A 12898-nucleotide genomic window follows, 5' to 3' on the forward strand; every position below is an offset into this window, starting at 1 on the left:
GCAGACCGTTCACCGGCCCACCGCCCGGGAGGCGGCGAGGACGACCGGGAGAACGAGGACGGCAGGAAGGGCGAGGGCAGCGGGGACGGCGGCAGGGACGGCGGCGGGACAGGTGGGCAGGGCACATCGTCGAGGCATGGGGAGCTTCCTTCCGCGCACCCGGCGGGGCGGCGCGTCGCGGGCGACGCATCGGCTGCGGGCGCGTTGCTGCGGTGTGCTGCTGGTGGCGGCGATGGCGCGGCGGTGCGGTGGCGCGACGGTACGGCGGTGGCGCGGTGCTGTGGCGACGGCAGGGCCACCGGTGGCGGCGGTACTGCCACCCGTGGCGGACCCGCCGGCGGGGCGGTACGGCCGACGGGGGCGGTACCGCCGGTGGCGGCCAGGACGCGCGGACCGGGACGGCCGGCGCGGCGAGTTGCGCTGAACGGGATCCAGGACGGACCCCTCGACGGGATCGGCGACCGGAACTCCCCCGCTCCGCCCCGGAACCCCGTGACCCCCTTGCCGCGCCCCGTTGTTGAACATGGCAACCATGACGGGCCCGGCGTGGGACCGACGGTACCCAGCGCCCCGCGATCGGCCAACCACGCACACCGTCCCTCCACGTCACCAGCACGCCACCGACGCATCCGGGCCGCGATCCGGGCCCGCGGCGGGTACGCGCGTTCGCCGGTCGAGCAGCTGACCGGCGGACTCCCCCGCCCGCACGTTCCACATTCTGTTGAAAGCCCCCTTGACGCCCGGACGACCCCCGTCCTACTTTTATTCCACATACAGAAACCGTTCTTCCGTATGGTGGAATTCTGGAGATGAGCCCTCCGACCCACTGCGGGCCGACGCAGGAGAGACCCGATGCCCCGAATGACAGCCGCCCGCGCGGCCGTGGAGATCCTCAAGCTCGAAGGCGTCGACGTCGCCTTCGGCGTGCCGGGCGCGGCCATCAACCCCTTCTACGCCGCCCTCAAGGCCTCCGGCGGCATCCGGCACACGCTGGCCCGCCACGTCGAGGGCGCCTCGCACATGGCCGAGGGCTACACCCGCGCCGCCGCGGGCAACATCGGCGTCTGCATCGGCACCTCCGGACCGGCCGGCACCGACATGATCACCGGGCTCTACTCGGCCATCGCCGACTCGATCCCGATCCTGTGCATCACCGGCCAGGCCCCGGTCGCCCGCCTCCACAAGGAGGACTTCCAGGCCGTCGACATCGCCTCGATCGCCAAGCCGGTCACCAAGGCCGCCACCACCGTGCTGGAGGCCGCGCAGGTCCCCGGCGTGTTCCAGCAGGCCTTCCACCTGATGCGCTCGGGCCGCCCCGGCCCGGTGCTGATCGACCTGCCGATCGACGTCCAGCTCACCGAGATCGACTTCGACCCGGAGGCCTACCAGCCGCTCCCGGTCTACAAGCCCACCGCCAACCGGATCCAGATCGAGAAGGCGATCGCCCTGCTCCAGCGGTCCGAGCGGCCGCTGATCGTGGCCGGCGGCGGCGTGATCAACGCCGACGCCGCCGGACTGCTGCTGGAGTTCGCCGAGCTGACCGGCGTCCCGGTGGTGCCGACCCTGATGGGCTGGGGCATCGTCCCGGACGACCACCCGCTGAACGCCGGCATGGTCGGCCTGCAGACCTCGCACCGGTACGGCAACGAGAACTTCCTCGCCTCCGACTTCGTGCTCGGCATCGGCAACCGCTGGGCCAACCGCCACACCGGCGGCCTGGACGTCTACACCGAGGGCCGGACCTTCGTCCACGTCGACATCGAGCCCACCCAGATCGGCAAGATCTTCGCCCCCGCGCTCGGCATCGCCTCCGACGCCCGCGCCGCGCTGGAGCTCTTCGTCGAGGTCGCCCGGGAGCTGAAGGCCGCCGGCACCCTCGTGGACCGCGCCGAGTGGGCCGCGTCCACCCAGGAGCGCCGGGCGCAGCTCCAGCGCCGCACCCACTTCGACGACGTGCCGCTCAAGCCGCAGCGCGTCTACGAGGAGATGAACAGGGCGTTCGGCCCGGAGACCCGCTACGTCACCACCATCGGCCTCTCCCAGATCGCCGGCGCGCAGCTGCTGCACGTCTACAAGCCGCGGCACTGGATCAACTGCGGCCAGGCCGGACCGCTCGGCTGGACCATCCCGGCCGCGCTCGGCGTCGCGACCGCCGACCCCGAGGGCCAGGTCGTGGCGCTCTCCGGCGACTACGACTTCCAGTTCATGGTCGAGGAGCTGGCGGTCGGGGCGCAGCACCGGATCCCGTACGTCCACGTGCTGGTCAACAACTCCTACCTGGGGCTGATCCGGCAGGCGCAGCGGAACTTCGACATCGACTTCCAGGTCAAGCTGGAGTTCGAGAACATCAACGCGCCGGAGCTGGGCGTCTACGGCGTGGACCACGTCCGGGTCGCCGAGGGCCTGGGCTGCAAGGCGATCCGCGTCACCGAGCCGGAGGGTCTGCTGCCCGCCTTCGAGGAGGCCAAGAAGCTGGCCGCCGAGTTCCGGGTGCCGGTCGTGGTCGAGGCGATCCTGGAGCGGGTCACCAACATCTCGATGGGCGCCGCCGACATCGACAAGGTGATGGAGTGGGAGGAGGTCGCCACCCTCCCCGAGCACGCCCCGACGGCGATCCGCCCGCTGTCGGTCTGACCCTCCCACGGCCCGGAGGGGTCGAACACCGGGCAGCCGTCCGGCGTTCGACCCCGGGTTCGTGCGGGTACGTACCGGGCAACGCCCGGGCGCGAATCCGCGCGCGGACCGGCTGCCCCGGGGAGTCCCCACCGTGTCCTTCTCGATGACCCGCGCCGCGTGCGAGCGCTTCCTGGCCGGCGTGCACGTCGGCGTCCTGTCCGTCGCCGGAGCCGGTCCCGAGGAGGCCCCACTGGCCGTCCCGGTCTGGTATTCCTACCGCCCCGGCGGCCTGGTCACCCTGCTGACCGGTCGGGAGTCCGTCAAGGTGGGCCGGATCAGGGCCGCCGGCCGGTTCACCCTCTGCGCCCAGCAGGAGGAGCCACCCTGCCGGTACGTCACCGTCTCCGGGCCGGTGGTCGCCGTCGAGGACGCGGTGGACCCGGGCGAACGCGCCGCCCTGGCCCACCGCTACCTGCCGCCCGCCACGGCCGCCGCCTACCTGGTCGCCACGGCCGAGCAGCTGACGGCGGACGTCACCGTGCGGATGCGGCCGGAACGGTGGCTGAGCGCGGACTTCGCCGCGATCGCCGAGCAGCTCAGGAACGCCCCGCCGACGACAGCGGAGCAGGTCAGCCCTCCGCCTTCTGACCCCGCTGGACCCGCTTGACCCGCTCCGCCTGGACATCGGCGAACCGCTTCAGCGTCCCGTGGTCGCGCTCGTCCTCGTCCAGCTCGATCAGGGAGACGACGGCGCCGATCCGCATCACCATGGTCCCGGCGAGGACCTTGGTCGCGGGCCCGCCGGAGTCGCCGTCCTGCTCGATCTCCTTCTCGAAGGCCTGCGACTGCTCGGCGGCGGTCTTCACGTCGACCTTGCGCGCGGCGCCCTCGTCCGCCGCGAAGGAGGCCGCCAGCGCCTCGAACACCGGACCGGCGTTCTCCGCCTTGTCGAAGGTCAGCAGGGTGAGCCGGATGTCGTTGGCGGTGCTGGACTCCGACTTGTACCGGACGTTGCCCCCCAGTTGGAGACCGAGGCAGTCGGTCTTCAGCTTCTTGCGGCAGGTGGCCAGCGCGTCGGCCTGCGTGACGGCCTGCGGCGGCTTCGCCCCGGAGGAGCGCTTCCAGCCGGAGGGGAGCGAGGTCTCGCTCGGCAGCGCGTCGCGCACCTGATCCGGCTCCGACAGCACCACCTTGGCCTGGAACGCCGACCCGACGCCGCCCTCGTCGGAACCGCACGCGGCCGCGCCCAGCGCGAGCGCCGAGACCGTCCCCACGAGCACGAGGTTCCGCCCGTACCGCTTGAACCGCTTGAACCGCTCGAATCCGTTGAATCCGTTGAATCCGTCCACCGTGGTGCCCCCGTTCCGATCTTCATCTGAAGATCAACAGCGGACATCAAACCACATGATCATCGGATATTTCCGACCTTCTGTCCGGCGCATGCCACAGCTTTCGTCCGGAAGTTCGGATCCACCGACAGACCGACCACGACACATCCTGTCCGCCCGGTCAGAACCTGTCGCCGATCCCGGAACACCTGCCCGCCGATGGTGGTTGAGCAGGCGGGACCGGCTACCGTTCCCGACGGGCCCGCCCGACACCGACCGATCGCCTCCGAAGGGGACCAACTGTGAGCCTGTACGACATCCCGCTGCGCACGCTGACCGGCGAGGCCGCCTCGCTGGGCGACTACAAGGGCAAGGCGCTGCTGATCGTCAACGTCGCCTCCAAGTGCGGCCTGACCCCGCAGTACGCGGGCCTGGAGCGGCTCCAGGAGCGCTACGCCGGGCGCGGCTTCACCGTGCTGGGCTTCCCGTCGAACCAGTTCGCGGGGCAGGAGCCGGGCAGCGCCGACGAGATCCAGACCTTCTGCTCGACCACCTACGGCGTGACCTTCCCGCTGTTCGAGAAGACCGATGTGAACGGCGACGACCGGCACCCGCTGTACGCGCGGCTGACCGAGACCGCCGACGCCGAGGGCCAGGCCGGGGACGTCTCCTGGAACTTCGAGAAGTTCCTGGTGTCGCCGGACGGCACCGTGGTCGCCCGGATCCGGCCGCGCACCGAGCCGGAGTCGGACGAGGTCGTCGCCGCGATCGAGGCCGTGCTGCCGACCGCCTGAGACGCGGCATCCGCACGGAGGGCCCGGGGCATCCGCCCCGGGCCCTCCGGCGTTCCGGTCAGGCGCAGTGGTAGGGGAACGAGACCGCGGCGGTACGGGAGCCGGGCGCGAGGATCTCCAGGGTCGCGGTGGCCGCGAGCGAGCCCCGGCCCTCGAAGCTCCAGCGCAGCACCAGTTCGGTGCGGTGGGTGCCGGAGCCGAGGTCCTGGCCGATCTCGCCCGAGGTGGTGCCGTCGCTGCGCAGCCAGCGGTAGCGCAGGGTGCCGGCGCCGCCGTTGGTCTCCACCTCGGCCTTGATCACCGCCACCGCGTCGCAGCCGGGGCCCGCCGGGTCGGTGCTCACCCGGACTCCGGTGACCGCGAGGGCGGGTGTGGAGAAACGCCAGAACAGCAGCGCGAGGACGGCCAGCAGCAGCACCAGCGGGAGCAGCCACCGCCGGGCCCGGCGACGGCGCGGCGGCTCGGCGCCCGGTACGGCCGCGCCGTGCCAGACGGCGGCGGCCAACGGCGGGACGCCGGGGCCGAAGCGGCGCAACTCATCGGGGGCGAGCGGACGTTCGTCCTCGCTGCCGGCGACGGCGGGCGCGGAGGAAGCGGCCGGTGCCGGCGGGGGGCCGGGCGGGGGCGTGGCGCCGGTCGGGACGGAGGCGGAGACCGAGGTCGAGGCCGAGGCGGGAGCGGTCACGGTGAGCGCGGTGTCGGGCACGGTCGGGGCGAGGTCGGCCGGCGGCGGGCCCGGGGCGACCGCGACCGACGGCGGGACCGCCGTCGGAGCGGTGACCGTGAGGGCGGGGTCGGCCCCGGCCGGGGCGGCGGTGCCGTGCGCCGGGGTGTCCAGCAGTGTGAGCGCCTCCACCGTCTCCCCGGCGCCGCCCCAGACCCCGGGGTCGAGGAAGGTCGCGCTGACCGCCTCGTCCGGGTCGATCCGCAGGGTGGCCTCGGCGTCCGGCCCTTCGACAAGCGGCCCTTGGGCGGCCGGCCCTGCCCCGAGCCGGACGGTCTCCGTACCGCCCTCCCCGGCCGGGTCGAGGCCGACGGTCCGGTCGGCGTCACCGTCCGCGGCCGCGACCGGCGCCGGGGCCGGGGCCGGGGCCGGGTCGGAGTCGGGTCGGGGCGTGGGCATGGCTCCTCCAGTGAGCGGGATAGGGATGGGACGTGCCGGGGGGCGGCCGGGGCGGGTCAGCGCGGCGGGTCGCAGAGGAAGGCCGACACCGTGTCCGAGGTCTTCCCCGGCCTCGCCGCCGCCGGGGCGGTGCCGATCCGCACGCCCCAGGTCGGGAAGGTGTCCGCCGAGGTGAAGTCGTGCGTCCGGCTCACCGTGGCGCGGCCGTCGTGGACCGCCACCGTGTCGGTCGCGACGTCCACGGTGCGTTCGCCCAGGGTGTGGAACCAGGTCAGCGTCAGCGAGCCGGTGGCCGCGCCCTGGGCGACAACGGTGACCGTCGCGGTGGTGCTCCAGCGCCCGGCGCAGGCCAGCGCGTCCAGGTTCACCGAGGTCACCGCGATGGTCGGGGCGACCGTCCGGGTCGGCAGGACCGTGAGCGTCGGGGACGGCGTCGTGCTGGTAGGACCGGCGGGCGTCGCCGAGGGCGGGGCGCCGACGGGGCCGGTCGCCGGGACCGTCGCGGGCGGGGCGGAGGGCGGCGGGACGCTCCCGGGCGCGGCCGCGCCGGAGGCCGGCGCGGCGGAACCCGGCGGCAGCGGCGGCCGGACGGTGCCGGGGGTCCCGGAGCCGGGCCCTGTCCCCGGGGAGGTCCGGCCGGTCGGTGCGGCGGTGGGGCCGGTGCTGCGGCCGCCCGGGCCGGTGGAGGGCGCGCCGGGGGACGGCGGGCCCGAGGTCGGGGCGCCGGAGGAGGAGGCGTCCGGCGAGAGCGTCGCCGAGGGGTCGGACGGTCCGGGGGCCGGGGTGTCCTGGCCCTCGGCCGCGGCGGGCGGGGTGACGGGCGACGCGGCACCCGCCGGGTCGAACGGGCCGAGGCTGGTGGTGGCCTCCGGGGCGACTCCCCCGACGACGGTGCGGGAGTCGCCGTCCACGGCTCCGGCGACGGCCATCCCGGCCAGGGTGGCGAGGGTCAGCGCGCCGGCGGCGATTCCGGTGAGGGCCTTGCCGCGGGTCCCGGTGCGCGCCGCCCGGCGGATCAGCGTCTCCCGGACGACGGCGGCCTGCGCAGCCCCCGCCCCGGCCGAGGACTGCGGGGCCGCAGACTGCGAGGCCGCGGACTGCACCGCCGAGGACCCCCCGGTCGAGGAGTCCAGGGCCGCGGACCCGTCGCCGCCCAGGGCGGTGTGCGCCAGCGAGGTGCCGCCCGCCGCGGCGCCCGCGCCGGGAAGCAGCAGCGCGAGGAGGGCGACCAGGGCCGTCAGGTCGAGCCGCCCCTTCTCCTCCCACCCCGGTCCGTACCCGGCCGCCGCGACCGCCTCCAGCTCCGCCAGCAGCGCGGTCGCGCTGACCGGACGGGCGCCGGGGTCCTTGGCGAGGCCGGAGAGGATCAGCGGGCGGACCGGGTCCGGCGTCAGTTCGGCCGGGATCGGGGCCTCGGTGTGCTGGACGGCGAGTTCGGCGAAGGTCGTGCCGCCGTAGGGGCGGGCACCGGTGAGGCACTCGAAGAAGGTCACGGTCGCGGCGTAGACGTCGCCCGCCGGGGAGGCGGGCCGGCCGGCCCACTGCTCGGGCGGCATGTAGGCGGGGGTGCCGGAGACGTCGCGCTCGTCGCCGCTCGGCACCGCGATCCCGAAGTCCACCAGCTTGGACGTCCCGGCGGTGTCCACCAGCACGTTGGCGGGCTTGTAGTCCCGGTGCACCACCCCGGCGCCGTGCGCGGCGGCCAGGCCGAGCAGCGAGCCCTTCAGCACCACCAGGGCCGCTTCGGGGGTGGTGGCCCCCTCCGCGCGGAGCAGCTCGCGCAGGGCGATGCCGTCCACCAGCTCCATCACGATGGCCGCGCCGCGCTCGCCCTCGACGTACTCGTAGAGCCGGGTGACGTGCGGGGAGTCGAGTCCGGCCAGGACCTCGGCCTCGGCCCGGAGCGCGGCGGTGCCGGCCGTGCTGTGCAGGTACTTGACCGCCACGGGGGTGCCGGTCGCCCGGTGCCGGGCGAGCACCACCCGGCCGCTGGCACCGGCGCCGAGCTCGCGCTCGTGGACGTACTCGGGGAGCTCCCAGGGCAGCGCGTCCGCGGGCTCCGGGGTGCTCCCCGCGGCGGGGGCGGTGCGGCCCCCGGCCGGTCTGTGCTCCTGCTGCTTCCGGTCGTCCATCGCTTCGTGCTCTCCCCGTTCACGGCCCGCTCGGCTCTGCGGCGACGCACCTTACGGCAACGCCGACGCTGCCTGGGACGCGGCCGGTGAACAGCGGGTTCCGGGCCGGCGGGGCCCGTGGATCACGATTCGGGTGCTTCGCACACCGAGCCAATCGTTCCCGGTACGAATCCCGCGCGCGGGGGCGTGCGGGGGCGTGCTCAGGGGCGCGTTCAGCCGAGCAGCAGCCTGGTGCCCGGGGGCAGGCCGCCGGTGCGGGCCGCGTCGCGCAGGTGCGCCAGCAGGGTCGCCCGCAGCGCCTCCGCCGCCCGGGTCGGCGGCACCTCGTGGCCGTGGGCGACGGCGATGGTGCGGCCGAGGCCGGGACCGGCGAAGTGGGCGACGGCGAGACCCGAGCGGTCGGCCACCATCCCGGGCAGCACCGCGGGCCCGAGCCCGGCCCGGACGAAGCCCAGCACCGCGTCCATCTCCCCGCCCTCCACCGCGAACTCCGGCTCGAAGCCCGCCGCCCGGCAGGCCGCGAGGGTCGCCTCGCGCAGGTCGTAGCCCTCCCGGAACATGACCAGCGGCCGCTTGCCGAGCTCCGCCACCCGTACCGTGCGGCGGGTCCCCGGCTCGGCGCTCACCAGGACCAGTTCCTCGTGCAGCAGCTCGGTGACGGCCAGTGCCGGAACGGCCTCGCCGCTGGGCGGGGTGATGATCAGCGCGAGGTCCAGCTCGCCCGCCGCCAGCGAGCGTACGAGGTCCCGCGAGCCGCCCTCCCGCACCACCAGCGCCACCCCCGGGTAGCGGTCGCGGAACACCCGCAGGACGTCCGGCACCAGGCTGGTGCACAGGCTCGGCGGCGCCCCCAGCCGCACCCGGCCGCGGCGCAGCTGGACCGTCTCCTGCACCGCGAGCCGGGCGCTCTCGGTGTCGGCGAGGATGCGCCGGGCGAGCGGCAGCAGGGCGTCCCCGGCGTCGGTGAGGGCGATGTTGCCCCGGGTCCGGTGGAACAGCTCGGCGCCCAACTCCCGCTCCAGGGCACGGATCTGTTGCGAGAGTGACGGCTGCGCGACGTGTTCCGCCTCGGCCGCGCGGGTGAAGTGGCGGGTCTCGGCGACGGCGAGGAAATATCGGAGCTGCTGGAGTTGCACAGCTCCCAGCATAGGCAGGGACTATCGTCACGAGCCGCGTCATGTCTTGGACGCACCGTGCCCGCCTCCCTACCGTTGATGCCATGACAACCGCGTCCCGGACGGCCAGGCATCCGTCCACCCTGGCGACCCTCTGGCGGTCGACCGTCGGCAAGAAGGCGGTCATGGCCGTCAGCGGACTGGCGATGCTGCTGTACCTGGTCGCGCACATGCTGGGCAACCTCAAGGTCTTCTTCGGGCCGGACGACATCAACGGCTACGCGGCCTGGCTGCGTACGATCGGCCAGCCGTTCCTGGGGCACGAGTGGTTCCTCTGGATCGCCCGGGTCGGCCTGCTGGCCGCCGTCGTGCTGCACGGCGTGGCCGCGTTCCAGCTGAGCCGGCGGGACCTCGCCGCCCGGCCGAGCAAGTACGCCCACCAGCGGCGGCGGGCGAGCTACGCGACCCGGACGATGCGCTGGGGCGGGGTGATCCTGGCGCTGTTCATCGTCTGGCACATCCTCGACCTGACCACGCTGACCGTGAACCCCGCCGCGGAGCACGGCAGGCCGTACCAGAACATCGTGGCCTCCTTCGGGAACTGGTACTCCTGCGTGATCTACATCGTGGCGATGCTCGCCGTCGGCCTGCACGTCCGGCACGGGTTCTGGAGCGCCGCGCAGACCCTCGGTGCCAACAACGCCCGCCGGGACCGGGTGCTGAAGCTGACCGCCAACGGGCTGGCGCTGCTGCTGACCGCGGGCTTCCTGTCCGTCCCCGTCGCCGTGATGACCGGAGTGGTGAAGTGAACGCGTCCCCGGAGCAGAACACCTCCCCGCAGCAGAACGCCGCCCCGGGGCACACCGGGTACCCGGACTACGGCGTCGGCGAGCCGATCGCCGACACCCGCTCCCCCGGAGGACCGATCGAACAGCGCTGGGACCAGCGGCGGTTCGAGGCCAAGCTGGTCAACCCGGCGAACCGGCGCAAGCACACCGTGATCGTGGTCGGCACCGGCCTGGCGGGCGGCGCGGCCGGTGCCACCCTCGCCGAACAGGGCTACCACGTGGTCCAGTTCTGCTTCCAGGACTCGCCCCGGCGGGCCCACTCGATCGCCGCCCAGGGCGGCATCAACGCCGCCAAGAACTACCGCAACGACGGCGACTCCGTCCGCCGGCTGTTCTACGACACCGTCAAGGGCGGCGACTTCCGCGCCCGCGAGTCCAATGTGCACCGCCTGGCCCAGGTGTCGGTGGAGATCATCGACCAGTGCGTGGCCCAGGGCGTGCCGTTCGCCCGCGAGTACGGCGGCCTGCTGGACACCCGCTCGTTCGGCGGCGTCCAGGTCTCCCGGACCTTCTACGCCCGCGGCCAGACCGGCCAGCAGCTGCTGCTCGGCGCCTACCAGGCGCTGTCCCGACAGATCGCGGCCGGCAACGTGGAGCTGCACGCCCGCACCGAGATGCTCGACCTGCTGGTGATCGACGGCCGGGCGCGCGGGATCGTCGCCCGCGACCTGGTCACCGGCGAGGTCTCCAGTTACACCGCCGACGCCGTGGTGCTCGCCTCCGGCGGCTACGGCAACGTCTTCTACCTCTCCACCAACGCCAAGAACTCCAACGCCACCGCGATCTGGCGGGCGCACCGGCGCGGCGCGTACTTCGCCAACCCGTGCTTCACCCAGATCCACCCGACCTGCATCCCGCGCTCCGGCGACCACCAGTCCAAGCTGACGCTGATGAGCGAGTCGCTGCGCAACGACGGGCGGATCTGGGTGCCGAAGGCCCAGGGCGACACCCGGCCGCCGGCCGACATCCCGGAGCAGGAGCGCGACTACTACCTGGAGCGGATCTACCCGGCCTTCGGCAACCTGGTGCCGCGCGACATCGCCTCCCGGGCCGCCAAGAACGTCTGCGACGAGGGCCGCGGCGTCGGACCCGGCGGGCAGGGCGTCTACCTGGACTTCGCCGACGCCGTCCGCCGGCTGGGCCGGGACGCGGTGGAGGCCAAGTACGGCAACCTGTTCGAGATGTACGAGCGGATCACCGCCGAGGACCCGTACCGGGTGCCGATGCGGATCTACCCGGCGATCCACTACACGATGGGCGGGCTCTGGGTCGACTACGACCTGCAGACCACCGTGCCGGGCCTGTTCGCGATCGGCGAGGCCAACTTCTCCGACCACGGCGCCAACCGGCTCGGCGCGAGCGCGCTGATGCAGGGCCTCGCGGACGGCTACTTCGTGCTGCCGCCGGTGCTCAACGACTACCTGGCCCGGGAGGCGCTGCCCGCCGTCCCGGCCGACCACGAGGAGATCGCCTCGGTCGAGGCCGAGGTCGCGGACCGGCTGAACCTCATCCTCGCGGTGGACGGCGACCGCACGCCCGACTCCTTCCACCGCGAGCTCGGCGAACTGCTCTGGGACAAGTGCGGGATGGCCCGCGACGAGGCCGGGCTGCGCCACGCGCTGGAGCGGATCCCGGCCCTGCGGGAGGAGTTCTGGCGCCGGATCAAGGTGCCCGGCACCGGGCAGGAGCTCAACCAGGCGCTGGAGAAGGCCAACCGGCTGGTCGACTACTTCGAACTGGCCGAGCTGATGTGCCTGGACGCGCTGCACCGCGCCGAGTCCTGCGGCGGCCACTTCCGCACCGAGAGCCAGACCCCGGAGGGCGAGGCGGCCCGGCGGGACGAGGAGTTCTCCTACGCCGCCGCCTGGGAGTTCACCGGCACCGGCCGGGCGCCCGTCCTGCACCGCGAGCACCTCGACTTCGAGTACGTCCACCCCACCCAGCGGAGCTACGCGTGAACCTCACCCTCAGGATCTGGCGCCAGGCGGGCCCCGACACGCCCGGCTCGATGACCACCTACCAGGTCGGCGGGATCAGCCCCGACATGTCCTTCCTGGAGATGCTGGACACCCTCAACGAGGAGCTGATCCTGCGCGGCGACGCGCCGGTCGCCTTCGACCACGACTGCCGCGAGGGGATCTGCGGCGCCTGCGGCATGGTCATCAACGGCCGGGCGCACGGCCCCGAGCGCACCACCACCTGCCAGTTGCACATGCGGCACTTCGAGGACGGCGACACCATCGACGTCGAACCGTGGCGGGCGGCGGCGTTCCCGGTGGTCAAGGACCTGGTGGTGGACCGGTCGGCCTTCGACCGGATCATCGGCGCCGGCGGGTACATCACCGCCCCGACCGGCAGCGCGCCCGACGCCCACGCCACGCCCGTCCCCAAGGAGGCCGCCGACACCGCGTTCGAGCACGCCGAGTGCATCGGCTGCGGGGCCTGCGTGGCGGCCTGCCCCAACGGTTCGGCGATGCTGTTCACCTCCGCCAAGGTGGTCCACCTGAACGTGCTGCCGCAGGGCGGGCCCGAACGCGCCTCCCGGGTGATGAACATGGTGGAGGCGATGGACGCCGAGGGCTTCGGCGGCTGCACCAACACCGGCGAGTGCGCGACGGCCTGCCCCAAGGGCATCCCGCTGCCGAGCATCGCCGCGATGAACCGGGAGTACCTGCGCGGTTCGCTGCGCGGCGGACGCTGAGTCCACTGCGCGGCGGGCACTGAGTCCGCTGCGCGGCGGGCACTGAGTCCGCTGCGCGGCGAGCACTGACGCCCGGGGCAGGGCGGACCCCCAAAGCCGAAGCGGGGCGCGCGTGGTGCTCGTGCGCGCCCCGCTTCTTCGACTGTTCGTCAGGATCGTTACTGGCTCCTCGGATTTCGCGCTACGGTGGTCCCCGCGCCGAGGAGGAATGCATATGCCCGAGGTTCAGGCCTGCTCCGGG

General features: G+C 73.7%; 11 protein-coding genes. 6 read left to right on the top strand and 5 right to left on the bottom strand.

What is annotated here, in order from left to right; all coding sequences use genetic code 11:
• Positions 1–9 precede the first annotated feature (9 nt).
• Complete coding sequence (locus ACW14Y_RS05640; protein ID WP_380438866.1) at positions 10–138, bottom strand: hypothetical protein; 129 nt, start codon at positions 136–138, stop codon at positions 10–12.
• Between the two features lie 714 nt (positions 139–852).
• On the opposite strand from ACW14Y_RS05640, the gene gcl reads away from it, so the two are divergent.
• Together gcl and ACW14Y_RS05650 are read left to right on the top strand one after the other, a co-directional pair.
• Positions 853–2634, top strand: a complete 1782-nt coding sequence (gene gcl, locus ACW14Y_RS05645) for a glyoxylate carboligase (RefSeq protein ID WP_380438864.1) — start codon at positions 853–855, stop codon at positions 2632–2634.
• A gap of 133 nt (positions 2635–2767) precedes the next feature.
• On the top strand, positions 2768–3283 hold the full coding sequence (locus ACW14Y_RS05650; protein WP_456986086.1) for a pyridoxamine 5'-phosphate oxidase family protein: 516 nt from the start codon (positions 2768–2770) through the stop codon (positions 3281–3283).
• On the opposite strand, the gene ACW14Y_RS05655 is transcribed toward ACW14Y_RS05650, so the two are convergent.
• Positions 3246–3965, bottom strand: coding sequence for a hypothetical protein (locus ACW14Y_RS05655; RefSeq protein ID WP_456986087.1), 720 nt, complete (start codon positions 3963–3965; stop codon positions 3246–3248). The genes ACW14Y_RS05650 and ACW14Y_RS05655 overlap by 38 nt on opposite strands.
• Before the next feature lie 281 nt (positions 3966–4246).
• Between ACW14Y_RS05655 and ACW14Y_RS05660 the strand changes: the two genes are divergently transcribed.
• Positions 4247–4738, top strand: coding sequence for a glutathione peroxidase (locus tag ACW14Y_RS05660; protein ID WP_266277479.1), 492 nt, complete (start codon positions 4247–4249; stop codon positions 4736–4738).
• A 58-nt stretch (positions 4739–4796) separates the two neighbouring features.
• Here the strand turns inward: ACW14Y_RS05660 and ACW14Y_RS05665 are convergent, their stop codons facing one another.
• From ACW14Y_RS05665 to ACW14Y_RS05675, 3 genes are all read right to left on the bottom strand, one after another.
• Positions 4797–5861: a hypothetical protein gene (locus ACW14Y_RS05665; RefSeq protein WP_456986088.1), complete on the bottom strand. Its 1065-nt coding sequence runs from the start codon at positions 5859–5861 to the stop codon at positions 4797–4799.
• Positions 5862–5917: 56 nt separating this feature from the next.
• Positions 5918–7993, bottom strand: a complete 2076-nt coding sequence (locus ACW14Y_RS05670; RefSeq protein WP_456986089.1) for a protein kinase domain-containing protein — start codon at positions 7991–7993, stop codon at positions 5918–5920.
• Positions 7994–8205: 212 nt separating this feature from the next.
• Positions 8206–9129: a LysR family transcriptional regulator gene (locus ACW14Y_RS05675; protein WP_380306887.1), complete on the bottom strand. Its 924-nt coding sequence runs from the start codon at positions 9127–9129 to the stop codon at positions 8206–8208.
• A gap of 83 nt (positions 9130–9212) precedes the next feature.
• On the opposite strand from ACW14Y_RS05675, the gene ACW14Y_RS05680 reads away from it, so the two are divergent.
• The 3 genes from ACW14Y_RS05680 to ACW14Y_RS05690 are packed head-to-tail and all read left to right on the top strand — an operon-like array spanning position 9213 to position 12657.
• The gene (locus tag ACW14Y_RS05680; RefSeq protein ID WP_360015184.1) at positions 9213–9917 is read left to right on the top strand and encodes a succinate dehydrogenase cytochrome b subunit; all 705 of its coding nucleotides are present in this window, start codon (positions 9213–9215) and stop codon (positions 9915–9917) included.
• A complete protein-coding gene (locus ACW14Y_RS05685) occupies positions 9914–11914 on the top strand; it encodes a fumarate reductase/succinate dehydrogenase flavoprotein subunit (protein WP_456986090.1) in 2001 nt (666 codons plus the stop codon). The genes ACW14Y_RS05680 and ACW14Y_RS05685 overlap by 4 nt, the downstream gene beginning before the upstream one ends.
• Positions 11911–12657: a succinate dehydrogenase/fumarate reductase iron-sulfur subunit gene (locus ACW14Y_RS05690; protein WP_380306885.1), complete on the top strand. Its 747-nt coding sequence runs from the start codon at positions 11911–11913 to the stop codon at positions 12655–12657. Before ACW14Y_RS05685 ends, ACW14Y_RS05690 begins: the two co-directional genes overlap by 4 nt.
• Positions 12658–12898 lie beyond the last annotated feature (241 nt).

It is taken from the genome of Kitasatospora sp. cg17-2 (assembly GCF_054031055.1).

Bases quoted from the DNA above. Each gene is read 5' to 3' on its own strand.
- ACW14Y_RS05640 (WP_380438866.1), bottom strand. From the start codon at position 138: ATGCCTCGACGATGTGCCCTGCCCACCTGTCCCGCCGCCGTCCCTGCC.
- gcl (WP_380438864.1), top strand. From the start codon at position 853: ATGCCCCGAATGACAGCCGCCCGCGCGGCCGTGGAGATCCTCAAGCTC.
- ACW14Y_RS05665 (WP_456986088.1), bottom strand. From the start codon at position 5,861: ATGCCCACGCCCCGACCCGACTCCGACCCGGCCCCGGCCCCGGCCCCG.
- ACW14Y_RS05670 (WP_456986089.1), bottom strand. From the start codon at position 7,993: ATGGACGACCGGAAGCAGCAGGAGCACAGACCGGCCGGGGGCCGCACC.
- ACW14Y_RS05680 (WP_360015184.1), top strand. From the start codon at position 9,213: ATGACAACCGCGTCCCGGACGGCCAGGCATCCGTCCACCCTGGCGACC.